18 protein-coding genes and 1 pseudogene are annotated in these 17717 nt (G+C 73.5%); 12 read left to right on the forward strand and 7 right to left on the reverse strand.

The window, feature by feature from the left end:
* Nucleotides 1-31: 31 nt before the first annotated feature.
* The 3 genes from AB0E77_RS16305 to pgm all read left to right on the forward strand — a co-directional run bounded on the left by AB0E77_RS16305 (nt 32) and on the right by pgm (nt 3062).
* Nucleotides 32-772 (forward strand): peptidase E, encoded by a 741-nt coding sequence (locus tag AB0E77_RS16305; RefSeq protein ID WP_361570477.1) that lies wholly within the window; start codon nt 32-34, stop codon nt 770-772.
* A 48-nt stretch (nt 773-820) separates the two neighbouring features.
* Entirely contained in the window at nt 821-1249 is a 429-nt protein-coding gene (locus AB0E77_RS16310; RefSeq protein ID WP_361570480.1) for a hypothetical protein, read from the forward strand.
* A 172-nt stretch (nt 1250-1421) separates the two neighbouring features.
* Complete coding sequence (gene pgm / locus AB0E77_RS16315; protein WP_361570483.1) at nt 1422-3062, forward strand: phosphoglucomutase (alpha-D-glucose-1,6-bisphosphate-dependent); 1641 nt, start codon at nt 1422-1424, stop codon at nt 3060-3062.
* Nucleotides 3063-3083: 21 nt separating this feature from the next.
* Here the strand turns inward: pgm and AB0E77_RS16320 are convergent, their stop codons facing one another.
* Complete coding sequence (locus tag AB0E77_RS16320; RefSeq protein ID WP_361570486.1) at nt 3084-4277, reverse strand: cytochrome P450; 1194 nt, start codon at nt 4275-4277, stop codon at nt 3084-3086.
* Between the two features lie 189 nt (nt 4278-4466).
* Here AB0E77_RS16320 and AB0E77_RS16325 point away from each other — a divergent pair, with 189 nt between their 5' ends.
* Nucleotides 4467-4907 (forward strand): ATP-binding protein, encoded by a 441-nt coding sequence (locus AB0E77_RS16325; RefSeq protein ID WP_361570488.1) that lies wholly within the window; start codon nt 4467-4469, stop codon nt 4905-4907.
* A 78-nt stretch (nt 4908-4985) separates the two neighbouring features.
* On the opposite strand, the gene AB0E77_RS16330 is transcribed toward AB0E77_RS16325, so the two are convergent.
* Complete coding sequence (locus AB0E77_RS16330) at nt 4986-5525, reverse strand: GNAT family N-acetyltransferase (protein ID WP_361570491.1); 540 nt, start codon at nt 5523-5525, stop codon at nt 4986-4988.
* A gap of 193 nt (nt 5526-5718) precedes the next feature.
* Between AB0E77_RS16330 and AB0E77_RS16335 the strand changes: the two genes are divergently transcribed.
* The gene (locus AB0E77_RS16335) at nt 5719-7614 is read left to right on the forward strand and encodes a SpoIIE family protein phosphatase (protein WP_361570494.1); all 1896 of its coding nucleotides are present in this window, start codon (nt 5719-5721) and stop codon (nt 7612-7614) included.
* A gap of 40 nt (nt 7615-7654) precedes the next feature.
* Here AB0E77_RS16335 and AB0E77_RS16340 read toward each other — a convergent pair.
* Nucleotides 7655-7972 (reverse strand): annotated as a pseudogene (locus AB0E77_RS16340) (LuxR C-terminal-related transcriptional regulator); the annotation flags it as partial.
* A gap of 288 nt (nt 7973-8260) precedes the next feature.
* On the opposite strand from AB0E77_RS16340, the gene AB0E77_RS16345 reads away from it, so the two are divergent.
* The 3 genes from AB0E77_RS16345 (at nt 8261) to AB0E77_RS16355 (ending at nt 10930) form a co-directional block, all read left to right on the forward strand.
* A complete protein-coding gene (locus AB0E77_RS16345; protein ID WP_361570497.1) occupies nt 8261-8815 on the forward strand; it encodes a hypothetical protein in 555 nt (184 codons plus the stop codon).
* Between the two features lie 106 nt (nt 8816-8921).
* A complete protein-coding gene (locus AB0E77_RS16350) occupies nt 8922-9635 on the forward strand; it encodes a class F sortase (RefSeq protein ID WP_361570500.1) in 714 nt (237 codons plus the stop codon).
* Nucleotides 9636-9772: 137 nt separating this feature from the next.
* Nucleotides 9773-10930 carry a SchA/CurD-like domain-containing protein gene (locus AB0E77_RS16355; RefSeq protein ID WP_361570503.1) on the forward strand — a complete coding sequence of 386 codons (1158 nt, stop codon included), beginning with the start codon at nt 9773-9775 and terminating at the stop codon, nt 10928-10930.
* An 86-nt stretch (nt 10931-11016) separates the two neighbouring features.
* Here the strand turns inward: AB0E77_RS16355 and AB0E77_RS16360 are convergent, their stop codons facing one another.
* Nucleotides 11017-12048, reverse strand: a complete 1032-nt coding sequence (locus tag AB0E77_RS16360; protein ID WP_361570506.1) for a methyltransferase — start codon at nt 12046-12048, stop codon at nt 11017-11019.
* A 52-nt stretch (nt 12049-12100) separates the two neighbouring features.
* Nucleotides 12101-13177 (reverse strand): right-handed parallel beta-helix repeat-containing protein, encoded by a 1077-nt coding sequence (locus AB0E77_RS16365; protein WP_361570509.1) that lies wholly within the window; start codon nt 13175-13177, stop codon nt 12101-12103.
* 165 nt (nt 13178-13342) lie between these two features.
* Between AB0E77_RS16365 and AB0E77_RS16370 the strand changes: the two genes are divergently transcribed.
* From AB0E77_RS16370 to AB0E77_RS16385, 4 genes are all read left to right on the forward strand, one after another.
* Nucleotides 13343-14104 carry a restriction endonuclease gene (locus AB0E77_RS16370; protein WP_361570512.1) on the forward strand — a complete coding sequence of 254 codons (762 nt, stop codon included), beginning with the start codon at nt 13343-13345 and terminating at the stop codon, nt 14102-14104.
* Between the two features lie 74 nt (nt 14105-14178).
* Nucleotides 14179-14715, forward strand: a complete 537-nt coding sequence (locus AB0E77_RS16375; protein WP_361570515.1) for an isochorismatase family cysteine hydrolase — start codon at nt 14179-14181, stop codon at nt 14713-14715.
* 81 nt (nt 14716-14796) lie between these two features.
* Complete coding sequence (locus tag AB0E77_RS16380; protein ID WP_361570518.1) at nt 14797-15162, forward strand: transglycosylase family protein; 366 nt, start codon at nt 14797-14799, stop codon at nt 15160-15162.
* Between the two features lie 94 nt (nt 15163-15256).
* Nucleotides 15257-16132: an oxygenase MpaB family protein gene (locus AB0E77_RS16385; RefSeq protein ID WP_361570520.1), complete on the forward strand. Its 876-nt coding sequence runs from the start codon at nt 15257-15259 to the stop codon at nt 16130-16132.
* 190 nt (nt 16133-16322) lie between these two features.
* Here the strand turns inward: AB0E77_RS16385 and AB0E77_RS16390 are convergent, their stop codons facing one another.
* Nucleotides 16323-16730 (reverse strand): hypothetical protein, encoded by a 408-nt coding sequence (locus tag AB0E77_RS16390; RefSeq protein WP_361570523.1) that lies wholly within the window; start codon nt 16728-16730, stop codon nt 16323-16325.
* Between the two features lie 134 nt (nt 16731-16864).
* Nucleotides 16865-17707 carry an ATP-binding cassette domain-containing protein gene (locus tag AB0E77_RS16395; protein ID WP_361570526.1) on the reverse strand — a complete coding sequence of 281 codons (843 nt, stop codon included), beginning with the start codon at nt 17705-17707 and terminating at the stop codon, nt 16865-16867.
* Nucleotides 17708-17717: the final 10 nt, after the last annotated feature.

The raw sequence follows: 17717 nt of genomic DNA on the forward strand, positions 1-17717 counted from the left end.
ACGGCGAGTGGCCGTCGTTAGAATCACCGTCATGACGGCTCCGGAACCGACCATCCTCGCCACCTCCGGCGGACACCGCGCGGGCGGCCGCACCATGGTGGCCTTCGACGCCCTGGTCCACCACGCGGTGGACCTGTCGGGAGCCCACGGCCGGCGCCCCCGCGTCCTGTACGTGGGCACCGCCATAGGCGACGCGGAGCACTTCACCGCGCGCATGACGGAGGCCGCCCGCGTCGCCGGGTTCGACCTGACGCCGCTGCACCTGTTCCCCATGCCCAACGTCGAGGACGTCGAGGAGACCGTGCTCGCCCAGGACGTCGTCTGGGTCATGGGCGGATCGGTGGCCAACCTGCTGGCCGTGTGGCGCGTGCACGGCCTGGACCGGATCATGCGCAAGGCCTGGGAGGCGGGCGTGGTGCTCAGCGGCGTGAGCGCGGGCTCCCTGTGCTGGTTCCGGGGCGGCGCGACCGACTCCTTCGGCCCCGAACTGCGCCCGATCACCGACGCCTTGGGCTTCCTGCCCTACGGCAACGGCGTGCACTACGACGTCGACCCGCTGCGCCGCCCGATGATCCACCGCCTCGTCGCCGACGGCACCCTGCCGGCGGCCCACTGCACGGACGACGGCGTCGGCCTCGTCTACCGCGGCACCGAACTGGCCGAGGCGGTCACGGAGATCCCGGGCAAGGGCGCCTACGTGGTCGTACGCGACGGCGAAACGGCGGTGGAGGAACGGATCGAGCCGCGCGCGCTGCCCGGTCGCCGGCGCTGAAGCAGGCGCCGTGTGTTTGCCGCCGGGGTGACAGGCAAGGCGGTGTCCATGAGCGATCCGAACAAGGACACGAACCAGAAGCCCGACACCGTCCGGACGGCCGAGTCCAAGGCCCGCGGGGCCGCGGACCGTGCGACCGCCCCCGCCTCCCGGGCCGCGAAGACCGCCACGGACAAGGCGGCTGACGCCCAGTCGGCAGTCAAGGCGGGCGCCGACCGCTCGGCCCAGGCCGCGTCCGGGGCGGTGCAGACGGCGGCCAAGGGCGTCGAGGCCGGGCGCCAGGCGGTCATCACCACGTCCGGGCACGTCGCCACCACGGCGAGGACGGCGTGGACCGTCATCGCCCAGCGCAGGCTCGTCGCCGCGGGCGTGGGCGCCGGCCTGACCGCCCTGAGCGCCGCCTCGTACGCCATGGGCCGTCGCGCGGGACGCCACACGCACGGTCCCCTCACCCGGCTCACCGGCGGCCGCATCTGATGTCCGCCGCCCGGACTGCCGGGACCGGCCCGGCCGGTCCCGGCAGCCGCCGCGGTCACGCTCCTGGCGCCGTGTCCGCCCCGCACACGGGCGGGAAGGTCCGCCACCGCTCCCCGGACAGGAGAAGATGGGACGGCGAGCGAATGCATGACCGATGCGGAGGAGTGGGCGCATGCAGCACGACCGGGCCGGCAGGCCGGCCGCCCCCGAGGACCTGATCGACGTCGCCAGGCTGGTGACGTCCTACTACGCCCTGCACCCGGACCCCGCCGAGCCCGGGCAGCGCGTGGCCTTCGGCACGTCGGGACACCGCGGATCGTCCCTGGCGGCGGCGTTCAACGAGGACCACATCGCCGCGACCAGCCAGGCGATCTGCGAGTACCGCAAGGCCCAGGGCACGACCGGCCCGCTCTTCCTCGGCGCCGACACCCATGCGCTGTCCGAGCCGGCGAGGATCACGGCGCTGGAGGTGTTCGCCGCGAACGACGTGACCGTGCTCATCGACACCGCGGACGGCTACACCCCCACCCCGGCCGTCTCCCACGCCATCCTCACCCACAACCGGGGCCGCACCTCCGGCCTCGCCGACGGCGTGGTCGTCACCCCCTCGCACAATCCGCCGGCCGACGGCGGCTTCAAGTACAACCCGCCGAACGGCGGCCCCGCGGGCTCGGAAGCCACCTCCTGGATCCAGGACCGGGCCAACGAGATCATCGCGGCCGGCCTGAAGGACGTCCGGCGCGTCCCCTGCACGCAGGCCCTCGCCGCCCCCGGCACCGGCCGCTACGACTTCCTCGACCGCTACGTCCGCGACCTGCCGAGCGTCCTCGACCTCGACGCGATCCGGGCGGCCGGCGTGCGCATCGGCGCCGACCCGCTGGGCGGCGCCTCCGTCGCGTACTGGGGCCGGATCGCCGAGCAGCACCGCCTCGACCTCACCGTGGTCAATCCGCTGACCGATCCCACCTGGCGCTTCATGACGCTGGACTGGGACGGCAAGATCCGCATGGACTGCTCGTCGCCGCACGCGATGGCCTCGCTGATCGAGCGGCGCGACCGCTTCGACATCGCGACCGGCAACGACGCCGACGCCGACCGGCACGGCATCGTCACCCCCGACGCCGGCCTGATGAACCCCAACCACTACCTGGCCACCGCCATCCACTACCTCTACGCCCACCGCACCGAGTGGCCCGCCGACGCGGGCGTGGGCAAGACGCTGGTGTCCTCCGGCATGATCGACCGGGTCGCCGCAGACCTCGGCCGGCGGCTGGTCGAAGTGCCCGTCGGGTTCAAGTGGTTCGTCGACGGCCTGGTCGACGGCACGCTCGGCTTCGGCGGTGAGGAGTCCGCCGGCGCCTCCTTCCTGCGCCGGGACGGCTCCGTGTGGACCACGGACAAGGACGGCATCATCCTGGCCCTGCTCGCCTCGGAGATCACCGCCGTCACCGGCAGGACGCCCTCCGAGCACTACGCCGCCCTCACCGCCCGCTTCGGCGAGCCCGCCTACGCCCGCATCGACGCCCCGGCGACCCGCGAGGAGAAGGCCCGCCTGGCGAAGCTCTCCCCGGCCCAGGTCACCGCCGACACCCTCGCGGGCGAGCCGGTCACCGCCGTGCTCACCGAGGCACCGGGGAACGGCGCGTCGATCGGCGGCATCAAGGTGACCACGGAGAACGCCTGGTTCGCGGCGCGCCCCTCGGGCACCGAGGACGTCTACAAGATCTACGGTGAGTCGTTTCTCGGCCCCGACCACCTCCGGCGGGTACAGGACGAGGCCAAGCTCGTCGTCCTCGGCGCCCTGGGCGACTGACCCCGTGCTCCCGAGGGCCGGTCAGGGACGGCCGGCCCTCGGGAGCGCCACGGTCAGCCCGCGGATCTCGTAACCGCCGATCGCCTCCTGGAAGCCGGCACGCGGCCGGCCGGTCATCCGCAGGCCGTCGAGCGCGAACAGGCGGCTGAGGAACACATCGGTCTCCAGGAGGGCGATGTGCGCCCCGGGACACCGGTGCGGACCGTCGCCGAAGGAGAGGCCCGCACCGATCTCCGGCTCCCTGCCGGGCCGGACCAGCAACGGATCGTCGCCCACGGCCGCCGGGTCGGCGTTGGCGTGGTCCAGCAGGATCTCGACGTGCTCGCCCGGACACACCGTCACCGGCCCGTCCGACGCCTCCAGCACCAGCTCCTCGGTGGCCCGGCGGCGCAGCTGCCCCACCACCGGCTCCAGCCGCAGCAGCTCCCGCAGCACGGCCAGCCGCCCGTCCTCGTCCGCCGAGCGGTAGTGCTCCAGCAGCCCGGCGTCCGTGAACAGGTGCCAGGCGGCCAGCGACACGAACTCGCGCGTCGTGACCATGCCGGCCGCGGCGAACGTCAGGCACTCGCCGAGGATCTCCGCGTCCGAGCAGCCCTCCGCGATCAGGTGCGAGATGAGGTCGTCGTGCTCCCGGCGGCGGTGCGCGCGGATCGCGGGGCGGACGTCGGCGAGATGGATGCGCAGCCAGTTGGTGTTCTGCCGCAGGAACCAGTAGAGGCCCCGCACACTGGTCAGGCCCGGCTCGCCGAACTCGTCCGGGAAGAACCGCTCCAGCCTGCGGCGGATGCCGGGCCTGCCGTACCGCAGACCGACGACCTCGCTCACCACGCCGATGGCCAGCTCGAAGGCGAGGTCGGACAACTGCGCCTCACCGGCCGTGCGCAGGGCTGCCAGCTGCTCCTCGGCGATGCGCACCATCAGCCCGCGGTAGTGCTCGTCCACCCGGCGGGGCGTGAAGAAGCGCGCGGTCTGCCGACGGTGCTCCCGGTGCTCGGGCCCGTCCCGGTAGAGCACGGGCCGGCGGATGCGGGGCGGCAGCTTCTCCACCGTCTCGATACCGAGGCCGGCCTGCACGGTCCCCGGCCCGCGCAGCAGCGCACGCGCCACGGCGTAGTCGTGCACCCGCCATGTCCCGTCGTCGGCGCGGCTGACCGGGCACGCCGGACGCTCCCTGCCCCGGTCGGCCCTGCGCGCGGATCCCGTCCCGTCCTGCACCGGCGGACACCCCCAAGTCCCTTGCCGGGCGGCCCTGCCGACCCCCCGGCGCCACGGTCGTGGTCACAGGATCGGACACACGCCGGGCCGCAGGCCACCCCCTCGATGGCGACGGAGGCTGATGTTTCCGGGAATTCCGGGGTAGACGGGCTGGCGTAACGGTCAAGGCTCAGGAAGAGGGCGGATCGGATGAACGGGGCTGCCCGACAGGGGGACCGGCTGGGAAAGCCGCCGGTCAGGGTTTCGGCGGAGTACGAGGGCAGTCCCGGTGACATCGCCCGGGGCCGCGAGCTGGCCCGGGGCTTCCTGGAACGCCTGCGCGCGGCCCGGGGCGTCGCGGTGTCCGACCGGGCCGTGGACGTGGTGCAGCTCGTGGTCAGTGAGCTGCTGACGAACGCCTGCAAGTACGCGCCCGGCCCGTCCCTGGTCGACCTGGAGCTGGCCGACGACCGGGTGGAGGTCAGCGTGTGGGACAGCGATCCGGTGCTGCCCGTGCCCGCGGCCTCCGATCCCGGCCGGATCGGCCGGCACGGGCTGGAGATCGTCATGGCCGTGTGCCAGAGGTTCGAGGTGCACAGAGAACCGGTCGGCAAGCGCACGACGGCCGCGGTGCGCCTCGCCGACGCGTGAGGGGACGGCCGTGAACCGACGGCCGGGCTCCCGCGACGCGCCGGCCCGGCGAGGGCCGGTCCCCGCATCGGCCTTCCGTCACCCGCCGGCGGTGCGCGGGAGCCGGTACAGCACGCTCCGGCGCAGCGGCCCCTCGGGCACGCCCGGGTCGTCGAAGTCGTCCGCCGGATCACGGGTCATGCCCAGGCGGCGCATCACGGCCCGCGAACGGTGATTGCCGGCCGCCGTGACCGCGAGGACCTCCTCCAGCCGGAGCTCCTCGAAGGCGAAGGCCGTCACGGCACGGGCGGCCTCGGTCGCGTAGCCGTGCCCCCAGGCCGTACGGGCCAGTCGCCATCCGGCCTCGATCCCGGCGAACGGCAGGCCGTCCTCGACCGGATCGAGCCCCGTGAACCCGATGAACTCACCGGTGGCCACGGCCTCCACCGCCCACCACCCCCAGCCCCGCTGCTCGAGACCGGCCTGGAAGTCCGCCGCGGACGCGTCGCTCTGCTCCCGGGTGAGCAGCCCGGGGAAGTACGCGCGGACCACAGGGTCGGCGTTCAGGGCCGCCCACGGGGCCAGGTCGGACTCACGCCACTCGCGCAGGACGAGACGATCGGTACGCAGCTCGGACATCGCGCCAGCCTAGGAGGGCCGCGCACGCCGGGGCGACCGGATATCGGTGTGCCCGGAACCGGGATGCCCACGGGCCGGGTCCGGCCCGGGAGCCCGGGGTCCGTATTCGCCCCATCAGTCGCTTCCGAGCGGTTCGTCCGCGTCCTCTGGGGGAACCTGGCGGGGTGGACGGCATCGGAAGGCTGTGAGGGTCGTGACGTCACGCTGGGCGGGCCACCAGGAGGGCGACGGCCCCGGACACGACGGGGCGGACGGTGTCGCGGACCCCGGCTTCGCGCGCGCAGTCCTCCACGACCTCGGCGCCGGCGTCCTCACCCTCGACCGGTCCGCCCGCATCACGTCGGTGAACCCGTGGGCCGAGCAGATGCTGGGGCGGTCGGCGGCGGAGATGGCCGGGCACGACGCGCACGACCTGCTGCACCGGTACGCCGACGGCAGCGCCGTCCCCCGGGAGCTGTGCGCGCTCCGCGATCCCCTGTACGGCGTGCCCGCCGAGGAGGGCAGCGAGGAGTACTTCCAGCGGGCCGACGGCAGCACGATTCCGATCATCTGGGCCGCCACCCCCCTGGTCGTGAAGGGCCGCCGGGAAGGCGTGGTGATCGTCTTCCACGACTTCAGCCTGCACCGCAGCACAGCCGAGGAGGCACAGGCACGCACGGAGGCGCTGGAGACCCTCACCTCCCAGCTGCACCTGGTGGCCGAGATTTCGACGGTGCTGGTCCCCACCGAGCCCACCTCCGCCACCATCCGCCGCCTCCTCGGGCTGCTCGTGCCGGAACTGGGACAGTGGGCCGCCGTCGACGTCCACCAGGGACAGCAGGACACGCTGGAACGCGTCGGAGTGCGCAGCAGCGCCCACCCGCACCGGGCCCGGCGCCTGCGAAGACCGCTGGCCCCGCTGCCGGACCCGTCGCGCGCGGCACTGGCGCGGCTGGTCAACGGCGACCGACCCGTCGTACTGACCGCCGAGGACCTGCTCCACGACCCGAAGGCCCCGCTGGGCGCCACCCACCGGGCGCTGTTCGAGCAGCTCGGCGGCCACACCGCCGTCGTCGTCCCGCTCCGCACCCGTCAGCGCTCCTACGGCATCCTGACCGTGGCCCGCGCCGGGAAGGCGCCCGCCCAGACCGAAGCCGAGGTCGCCCTGCTCGCCGACATCGGCCGCCGCGTCGGGCTGGTCATGGACAACGCCCGGCTCTACCACGAGCAGCAGAACGTCGCCGAGACCATGCAACGCCAGCTGCTCACCCCGCTCCCGCAGGTCGATCACGTCCGCATGGCCGCCCGCTACTGGCCCGCCGAGAGCGCCATGGAGATCGGCGGCGACTGGTACGACGCGTTCCTGCTCGCCGACGGGGTGATGGCCCTGGTCATCGGGGACGTCGTCGGGCACGACCTGCGGGCCGCGGCACACATGGCGGAGGTCCGCAACATGCTCCGCGCCCTGGCCTGGGACCACCAGGAACCGCCCAGCGTGATCATGCACCGTCTCGACGAGGCCGTCACCCACACCAGCGATGCGCCCATGGCCACGGTCGTCTTCGCCCGGGTCGTGGGCCCCGAGGGCGGGCCCTGGCAGCTCCACTGGGTCAACGCCGGTCATCCGCCGCCCCTGCTGATCACGGCGGACGGCGGGACACGCTACCTGGAGGGCGGCCACGGTCCGCTGATCGGCATGAGCGAGGCCCTGCGCCTCGGCCTGGAATGGCCCGACGCCCGCGAGGAACTCCCGCCGGAGAGCATCCTCCTGCTCTACACCGACGGCCTGGTCGAGAGCCGCGAGCGCCCGATCGACGTCGGCATGGCCGAGCTCCGCCACCACGCCGGCGTCCTGGCCCGCCGGCTGGGGGAGCGGACCGTCGACGACTTCTGCGACGAACTGCTGGCCCGCATCGCGCCCCGCGGTGACGACGTGGCCCTGCTCGCGCTGCGCCTGCCCGCCGCGGGCGTCGGTGCCGCCGGTGACACGGCACCGCCCCCGCCGACCCAGTCCCCGCACAGCGAGGCCGCACCCGACCGCGCCGCCCCCGGCTCCCGCCTCGAGCACCCCGAGGTCGCGGACCCGACGCACGACGACCCGGAGGAGTAGCGGGCCGGCCGGGACCCCGGCCACGGAAGGCGGGCCGGTCCTACGGCCCCCGCGGCAGCCCGCGCTCCATGGCCACCACCACCGCACGCGTGCGGTCGCTCAACGTCGAGCTTGGCGAACAGACGCAGCAGATGGCTCTCCAAACCGTCACCTCCGAGATCACTGGACGTCTGCCGGTCTCCGCGTCGGCCAGCCGTCGGCCACGGCCCCGGGCACATCCGTCTCCCGGGCGGTGAGGGGTCCTGCACCGGGCGCCGCATGCGCGCGATCAGCTCTCGGTCACCCGGCGCGCCGGCACGGTCTCGCCCCGCGCCGCCCCGCGGATCGCGTCGGCTAGCTGCTCCCGGGCGGTGTCCTCCCCGCCGCGCCATGTGCAGTCACCGATTTCATGCCCGAAAGCCTCGCGGGGGAGGGCAGTTGACGGACCGAGGGGTCCGGCTGAACCCGCCGTCCACCGAGCGGTGGACGGCGGTGGCGGGGCAGGCCCCGGGTCCGCCGGCCGCGCGGCACGGGCCGCCGGGGTTCACCCGGGTGAGCGCCTTGAGTGGTGGAAGACAGACCCCTGGCTGACGGTAAATCACGTCAGGGCCGGGTCAGATCAGCTGACGAAGCACCAGCTGCCCGGTCGTGGCGGAAGGAATCTCGGATGCGAACTGCTCGCACTCTCCTGGCCACAGCGGCGGCTTCGGCCGTCCTCGTCCTCGGCGCACCCGGCGCCTACGCGGCCGGCGGCGACTGGGACCACGACGACTCTTCCTACAGCAAGGAGCAGGACAACGGAAGCAAGCACGACGAGCCGCGAGGCGGGATGCACACGGGTGGCGGTGCGCTGACCTCGGTGAACGAGGGCGACTGGGGCGGCTCGGACAGCGGCGGCTCCCGCGAGAGCGGCGGCGAGAAGTCCTGGGGCGGCGAGCAGGAGAAGCCCCACGGCGGGATGCACACGGGTGGCGGTGCGCTGACCGCGGCGAACGAGGGCGACTGGGGCGGCTCCGGCGAGAGCGGCCGTTCCGGTGACAGCGGCGGCGGCGAGAAGTCCTGGGGCGGCGACGAGCAGGAGAAGCCCCACGGCGGCATGCACACCGGCGGCGGCGGGCTGGCCGAGCCCGGCGCGACCGCGGGCGGGCTGGCCGTCCTGGGCGTGGCCGCCACCGGTCTCTACGCCGCGCGTCGCAGGAAGTCGGCTCACGGAGCGGCCTGAGCCATGCCGGGCGCGATAGCGGTCGGGCCGCCACCCGCGCACCGCGTGGCGGCCCGGCCGCCGCCCGCCCTCCGCCCCGCCGCCGTGCCTAGTGAGGTGTTTCCCGATGGCAGTACCCCCCTCTCCACCCGCCGGTGACGCCCCGGCGCCCTCCGGTTCCCGCGGAGGCTGGACGGTGCTGTGCGCCGTCGCCCTCCTGCTCGTCGCGATGAGCCTGCTCGGCGGGCACGACACGTCGGCCGACTCCTCCCGTCCGCCCTACGCCCCGGGGGCGGGGGCATCGGCCCCGGTGGCCGCCGGGGACCCGCCCGGCGACGACCCGCCCGCGGCCGACGCGCCGACCGCCGCCCCGAGCACCACGCCGGAGCTGCCCCGGTCGCGACCCGTGCGCCTGGTGATCCCGGAGATCTCCGTCGACGCCCCCTTCACCGACCTCGCCATCGGTGAGAACAAGCAGCTCCAGCCCCCGCCCGCGGACGACACCAACCTCGTCGGCTGGTACGCCAAGGGAGTCTCCCCCGGCGAGACCGGCACCTCGATCATCGCCGGGCACGTCGACACCAAGACGTCCGCCGCCGTCTTCGCACGCCTGGACCAGCTGGAGGAGGGCGACGTCTTCCACGTCGAACGGGCCGACGGACGCACGGCGTCCTTCGTCGTCGACAGCCTGGAGACCTTCGCCAAGGACGCCTTCCCCAGCAGCCGCGTGTACGGGGACGCGGACCGGCCGGAGGTACGGCTCATCACCTGTGCGGGCGACTACGACCGCACGGTCAAGGACTACACGGACAACCTGGTGGTCTTCGCGCACCTGACATGAGCCCGTCCGCGCCGGTCACCCGCGCAGTGCATACGAGTCGCGCGCTCCCGGGGGCGGGCACAGGATCGAGGCACGCTGGCGTCGCATCACCGCGGCCGACGTTCCAGTACCGCCCCCGCGAAGGAGATGTGCGCAGGATGACCACCATGTCCACCCCTGCTCCGGAACCGCTGACGCGACAGGTGTCGCACCGTGTCTCCCAGTCCGTGTTCGACGGCTCAAGGCTCCGCGTCGTCCTGCTGGTGGACGTCAACGACGGCGCCCAGCAGCAGTTCCTCGAGACGTACGAACAGCTGCGCAGCCACGTCGAGTCCGTCCCCGGACACGTCAGCGAGCAGCTGTGCCAGTCCATCGAGAATCCGTCCCAGTGGCTCATCACCAGCGAGTGGGAGAGCGCCCCGCCGTTCCTCGACTGGGTGAGCAGCGAGGAGCACGTGCGGATGGTGAAGCCGCTGCACAGCTGTGTGCGGGACACCAGGTCGCTCCGCTTCCACGTCGTCCGCGAGACCGGCGTCCCCGCGGCCGGTGCCGCGTCGGGCAGGGGCAGCCTCCAGACGGCGCCCCGGGTGGGTGACGGAGTGATCCGCCACGCGCTCACCTTCACGGTCGAGCCGGGCAGCGAGGAGGCGGTCGCCAAGCTCCTCGCCGACTACGCCGCGCCCGAGCCGCAGGTCGACGCCAACACCCGGCTGCTGCGCACCTCCCTGTTCATGCACGGCAACCGTGTGGTGCGGGCCATCGAGGTGCGGGGCGACCTGCTCGCGGCGCTGCGGCACGTGGCCCAGCAGCCGGAGGTCAGGGCCGTCGAGGAGGCCATCAACCCGTATCTGGAGCAGGACCGGGACCTGAGCGACCCCGAGTCGGCGCGGGTCTTCTACACCCGGGCGGCGCTGCCCGCCGTCCACCATGTGACGGCGGGCCAGGAGGAGCCGGCGGCGGAGCGGCACGCGCTGTCGTACCCGGCCCGCCCGGGGTGCGGCACGCGGCTTGCCCGGCTGCTCGCCCAGCGGGACGAGGCGGCGGCGGACGACCCCCGCTCCCCGGTGCTGTGCAGCACCATCTTCCAGCGCGACGACGTCGTGGTCCGGCTGATCGACGTGCGCGGGGGTCTCGACGCCTGCGACCCGGCGGTCGCCCTGGGCCTGCCCGACGCCGGCCAGGCCGACGAGCTCACGACGCTCCTGGACGACCCGGCCGCCGCGCACGCCGCCGGCGAGGGCGGCGACGACCTGGCGCGGGCGCTCCGCGGTGCCCGTATGGCCCCCGTCACCGACCGCCGTTCCCCCGGCGCCTGACCGCGTCCGGGGCGGTGACACCGGACGGCCGCCGGACCGCGACATGCGCGGTCCGGCGGTCGTCTCGTGCGGGGCCCGGCGATCGCCTACCTGGGCGGCACGGTGCAGTCGAACGCGTGCAGGTAGGGGTTGACCGGGCGGATGTCGTCGATGACGAGCCCCGCGTCGGTCAGCCGGGCGACCATGCTGTCGGTGGTGTGCTTGGCACCTCCGACGTTGAGCAGCAGCAGCAGGTCCATGGCGGTGCTGAAGCGCATCGAGGGCGTGTCGTCGACGAGGTTCTCGATGACCACGACGCGCGCACCGGGGCCGCCCGCCGCCATCACGTTGCGCAGGGCGCGGGCAGTGCTGTCGTCGTCCCACTCCAGGATGTTCTTGATGATGTACACATCGGCCTGGACGGGAATGGCCTCGCGGCAGTCGCCCGGCACGATGCGCACGCGGTCCGCGAGCGCACCGCCCTCGCGCAGTCGTGGGTCGGCGTTCTCGACGACGCGCGGCAGGTCGAGCAGGACGCCCCGCATCGACGGGTACTTCTCCAGCAGGCCGGCCACCACGTGCCCCTGCCCGCCGCCGATGTCCGCCACGGACCTGCTTCCCGACAGGTCGAGGAGGGCCGCGACGTCCTCGGCGGACTGCCGGCTGGACGTCGTCATGGCGCGGTTGAAGACCTCGGCCGACTCGGGGGCGTCCTCGTTGAGGTAGGTGAAGAACTCCTTGCCGTACAGGTCCTCGACGACGTTCCGGCCGGTCCGCACCGCCTCGTCCAGGCGGGGCCACGCGTCCCAGGTCCACGGCTCGGTGCACCACAGGGTGATGTAGCGCAGGCTGTGCGGGTCGTCCTCGCGCAGCAGCAGGGACATGTCGGTGTGGGCGAACGTCCCGTCCTTGTGCTCGGCGAAGACGCCGTAGCAGGTCAGGGCGCGCAGCAGCCGGCGCAGCGGCCTCGGCTCGGTCTTCACCGCGGCCGCGAGGTCCTCCACGGTCATGGGTGTCTCGCCGAGGGCGTCGGCGACGCCGAGCCGTGCGGCGGCGCGCAGGGCGGCGGCACACGCCGCCCCGAACACGAGCTCCCTCAGCCGCATCGGCGGGGGAGGGGCGGTCTGTACGGTCGTCATGTGCCGCTGTCCTTCCTTCTTCGGTCCACGGGTGGTCAGGTCCGGGCGGCGGTCAGCACAGCCCCGCTGGCCTGGAGGCCCGGCACGCGTTGCCGCTGAACGTGTTGGTCGTGCCGGTCTCGGTGCTGACCAGGTCGGCCGGCGTGTTGTCGCGCAGGGTGTTGCGGCTGACCTCGTTCTTCTCGCCGCTGACGCCCACGAGGCTCTTGAACAGGACGATGCCGCCGGACAGGGGTGAGGTGCCGGAGTGGCCCTCGACCGTGTTGGCCGTGACCCGGACCTTCTCGGTGCCGGTCAGGACGATGCCGGAGCCCTGCAGGGCCGGCAGCCGCTCGGTCTTCGGGCACGACTTGTTGTTGCGGACGAGGTGGTTGCCGCGCACCGCGAGGTCGCCGGCCTTGGGGCTGTTCTCGTCGCCGACCACGAAGACGCCCGCGCAGTTGCCGGTGATGTGGTTGTCCGCCACGGCGAGGTTGCGCAGCCGCCGCACGGTGACGCCGATCCGGTTGCCCTCGAGCCGGTTGTCCTCGACGAGCGTGCCGCGGGTGTCCTGCGCGCCCTCCTCGGCCTTGATGGTGTTGGCGAGGAAGATGCCGGCGTCGCCGTTGTCCCGGGCGGTGTTGTCCCGGAAAACGCCGCGCACCGAGCGCTCCTGGGCGATGCCCCAGACGTCGTTCTTGTCGGCCGTCACGTTGCGCACGGTCAGCCCGTCGGTGGCCATCGAGAACACGCCCGCGCGGGCGAACCCGGTCACCTTGAGGGAGGCGACGGTGACGTCCTCGACCTTCTTGTCCTTCGTCCCGACCACGCAGATGCCGTTGCCGTTCTCGGCGCAGGTGCCGGTGGCCCGCTTCGTGCTCGGCTTGATGACCGTGTGCCGGCCCATGCCGCGCAGGGTCAGACCGGGGGTGCTCACGGTGACGCTCTCGCGGTAGGTGCCGACGCCGACGAGGACGGTGTCGCCGGACTCGGCGGCGTCCACGGCCTTCTGGATCGATTCTCCGGGGTGGACCACGTGGACCGACGGGATGTGGGGGACGTCGGGGAAGGCGCCTGCCGGAGCCGCGCCAAGACCCGTTCCGACCATCGCAGCGGTGCACACCAGGTACACGACATGGCATTTATTCATATTCCGTACGTTATGTCCGAAGGGTGCAGAGGCGACGGACGATGGTCCATCCGACGGCGTGTCATGTGAGCGGCGCGCACGGGGTGTTCACCCGCGACTGGCGGTGCCGTCCGGGGGCAGACGGCAGGTGATCTTCACGTCGTCTCCCCGAGGAGGACCCCACCCGTGACCTCGCCCGAGCAACCGACACGCCGGCTGCCCGTCGGACGCCGATTCGACCTGCGCGCGACCGCGATGTTCTTCGGCCTCGCCGCCCTCGGCCTCGGCCTCCTCGGCCTCGTGGTGCGCATGGCGCTCGGTGTCGCGGAGCGCCGCCCGGCATGGGCCGTGATCCTGTTGCTCGGCGTGGTGCCGGTCCTCGTCGTCGGCCTGCGCCGGCGGTCCGGTCTCTCCGCCGCGAGGCTGGCCCGCCGCACCACGCGCGCCCTGGAACAGGCCACGGCCACGGCCCTCGACGCACTGGACGCGGAGCGCCCCGCGGAGGCGGCGGCCGCCACGGTGGAGGTCCCCCGCGTGGAGGCCCCCACGGCCGTGGTCCCCGACCACGACGCCCTGAGCCCCGACGAGTTCGAGCAGGCGATAGCCGACCTCTGCACCCGGGACGGATGCGCCGAGGTCGAGGTCGTGGGCGGGGCCGGAGACCTCGGCGCCGACGTGCTGGCGGTGACCCCGGACGGCAGGCGCCTGGTCGTCCAGTGCAAGCGCTACGGCGAGGACCACAAGGTCGGCTCCGAGGAGCTGCAGCGCTTCGGCGGCACCTGCTTCACCGTCCACGAGGCCGACGTGGCGGTCCTCGTCACCAGCAGCGACTTCACCGCACCGGCCGCCGACTACGCCGAGCAGTGCGGCATAGTCTGCGTCGACGGGCGACGCCTGCGCGAGTGGAGCGAGGGCGCGCGGCCCGGGCCGTGGGACCCGTCGCGGTGACGTGCGACGCGCTCCCGCCGCGCCGTCGGCCCGGCGGAGCCGCCGGCCCGCTCCCCGGTGGCACCCTGGACGGCATGGGCCAGACCGCGCTGATCGTCATCGACATGATCAACACCTATGACCACAAGGACGCCGATCAGCTGATCCCGTCCGTGGAGACCGTGGTGCCGGTGGTGGCCGGCCTGCTGAGCCGGGCGCGCCGCCGGGGCGTCCCCGTGATCTACGTCAACGACAACTTCGGCGAGTGGCGCTCGCACCACGGGGAGATCCTCGACCAGGCCCTGTCCGGGCCGCACGCCCGCCTCGTCGAGCCGCTGCGGCCCGACGAGTCCTCCCTCTTCGTGGTCAAGGCCCGCCACTCGATCTTCTTCGAGACCCCGCTGACGTACCTGCTTCACGAGCAGGGCATCGACCGGCTCGTGCTGTGCGGACAGGTGACCGAACAGTGCGTGCTCTACTCGGCGCTCGACGCGCACATCCGTCACCTCGACGTCGTCGTGCCGCGGGACGCCGTGGCGCACATCCACGCCGACCTCGCGGACGCCGCGCTGCGGATGATGCGGCGCAACATGGGCGCCCGGGTGTGCGACAGCGACGAGCTGTGGCCGTAGGGGCGATCGGATGCTCCGTCCGGCGCAACGGGGACGCGGCCGGCGCGGCGGTCGGCGGTCACCTGGTGTAACAGTCTTCGTATGATGTGTAGACGACATGCTCATACGAGCGCGCGGACCGTCTCGCACGGCCGCGGCCTCTCCTCCGTCCTGGTGGCCCTCGTCGCCGCCACCGTCCTCGGAACGGCCACGCAGGCGGCCGCCGCGCCGGCGCACCTGCGGGCGACGGACTGGGACGCCATCGCCCAGTGCGAGTCCAGCGGCAACTGGCACGCGAACACGGGGAACGGCCACTACGGCGGATTGCAGTTCAAGCAGTCGAGCTGGGAGGCGGCCGGCGGCCTCAAGTACGCACCCCGCGCGGACCTGGCCACCCGCAAGGAGCAGATCAAGGTGGCCGAGCGCCTGGCCCGCATGCAGGGGATGTCGGCCTGGGCCTGCGCCTGATCCGACCGGCACCGCGCATGCCTCCTCGGCACGGAACCCGGGCAGACTACTCATGAGACCCGTCCGGTCCCGGCCGAAGGAGGACCCGGCAGCCATGAGACGTCCCCCCGCAGACCTCCTCACCGATCCGCGCGCACGGCTCGGCGACATGATCTTCTCCAAGGTGGCGGGACCCGAGGGCCGCGACAACCGCGCCCGCATCCACGGCACGCCCGGTCCCCGCTGGTTCGGCCCCGACCGGCCCGTCCGACGGGTGCACGGCGACGCCTCGATGTTCATCGGGGGTCTGTCCGCGCTGCTGCTCCAGTCGCTCCACCCCCTGGCCATGGCGGCCGTTTCGGCGCACTCCGGGTTCCGCGGGGACCCCTGGGGCCGGCTGCAGCGGACCAGTACCTTCCTGGCCGTCACCACCTTCGGCACGGCCGACAGCGCCCAGGAGGCCTGCGACCGGGTGCGGGCCGTCCACGACCGGGTGCGCGGCACCACCGCCCGGGGCCAGGCGTACTCCGCGGCCGATCCGCACCTGCTGTGCTGGGTGCACATCGCGGAGGTCGACAGCTTCCTGCGCGCCCACCAGCGCTACGGCGCCCGGCCCCTGGACGACGAGGGCTGCGACGCCTACGTGGCCGACATGGCACGCGTCGCCACGGCGCTCGGGGTGCCCGACCCGCCCGTCGACCGCGCCGGCCTCGACGAGCGGCTGGCCGCCTACCGCGGCGAACTGCGCGCCACCGCCGAGGCCCGCAGCACCGCCCGGTTCCTGCTGCTGAACCCGCCCGTCCCCCTCCTCGCCCGCCTCCCGTACGGCGTGATCGCCGCCAACGCGGTCTCGCTGCTGCCGCGGTGGGCCTCGCGCGCCCTGTGGCTGCCGAGGGTGCCGCCGGCCGAGGCCGTCTGCGTACGGCCGCTGGGCACGGCCGTCACCGCCGGCATCCGCTGGGCGATGGCCCCGTCCCGCGGCGCGGCGTGACACACCGGCGGACCGGGGCCGTGCGGCGCGGACGCGACGGCCTCGGCACGCGGCGCACGGCGACCGGACGGTCACGCGCCGTTTCCCTCCGCCGGGGCACGGGCAGTCACTTGCGGGGGAGCCGACGGGCGGTCCCGGACGTGCAGTACGCCGATACGTCCGGGGCCGCCCTCATCGCACCGTGGGCGGCCTACACGTCGGCCGCGCCGTTCTCACGGGCGGCGAGTTCCTCCCAGCGGGCCAGGTCGGCCGCGTGCTCGCTCACCCGCACGCAGACCAGACCGTAGGTGAGGAGCACCGCGCCCGCGAGGGCCAGGGGAACCGAGAGGCCCAGCACGGCCAGTGCCTCGGGCCAGTCCCGCTCGTCACCACAAGGGTCCTTGAAACGCCCCTCGTTGGCGGTCCCGCCGTCGGTGAAGAGACGGGACTCGCACTCCACGGTGCGGCTCTCGCGCGCGGACTCGGCCTCGTAGTCGGTGACGAGCAGCACGGCGCACCACACCCACAGCGCGGCCGCCAGGGTCAGCAGGCCGAGGCCCCACGTCCTGATGAGGCGGCACCGTTCACGGAACCGCGTGTCGAACACCTGAGGATGCATGACGGATGAACCTAGCAGCCCCGTCGGGACGTGCCGCGGGGCGTGGCAGGCCGTCCGTGAAGACGGAGTCGCGGGACACCTTGGCCGGGATCGCCTCGCCGAGACGTCCTTGCCGCTCGCGGTGGCCGGCGGCTTCACACGGGAGGCGAGGTTCGCCGGCCCGAGTAGGCCGACCAGCGGCCGTCGCGCCGGGTCACCGTGATGTCGCGGCCGAAGCAGGAGGTCAGCAGGGAGTCGGTCAGCACCTCGTCCACGGATCCCCGGGACAGGATCCGGCCCTCCCGCAGCAGCAGGGCGTGGCTGACGGCCGGGGACAGCTCCTCCAGATGGTGGGTGACGGTCACGGTGGCCAGGTGCGGGCGCCCCTCGGCCAGCTGGTGCATGGCCTCCACCAGGTCCTCGCGGGAGGGCAGGTCCAGGGCGTTGAACGGCTCGTCCAGGAGCAGCAGCGCCGGATCGGCCATCAGTGCCCGGGCGATCAGGACGCGCGCCCGCTGTCCGCCGGAGCAGACGCCGTACGGCCGGTCCGCCAGCTCCTTGATGCCCAGCTCGGTCAGCAGGCCGTGGGCGCGGAGCCGGACCTCGTCGTCGTACGTCCGCCACAGCGGCTGCACCGTGCCGCTGTGGCCGGTGAGCACGACGGTGTGGGTGCTGAGCTCCTGCGGCACCCGCTGGGCCGAGGTGACATGGCCGATGCGGGCCCTCAGCTCCCGCACGTCCACCCGGCCGAGCCGGCTGCCCAGCACCTCCACGCTGCCGCTCGTGGGGTGCATCAGGGCACCGAGCAGCCGCAGCAGGGTCGTCTTCCCGGCCCCGTTGGCGCCCAGCAGCGCCCAGTGCTCGCCGGGCCGGACCGTCCAGTCGACGCCGTCGAGGATCAGCTGGTCCGTCGTGTGGCGGCGCACGCTGACGTCCTCGAGGAGGAGCACGGCCGCCTCGGCGGCGTTCACCTGGGACTGCGCTGTCTGCCCGGCCATACGGGAACTC

Origin of the sequence: Streptomyces sp. NPDC032940, from assembly GCF_040636935.1 — a bacterium.
Lineage (GTDB): Bacteria > Actinomycetota > Actinomycetes > Streptomycetales > Streptomycetaceae > Streptomyces.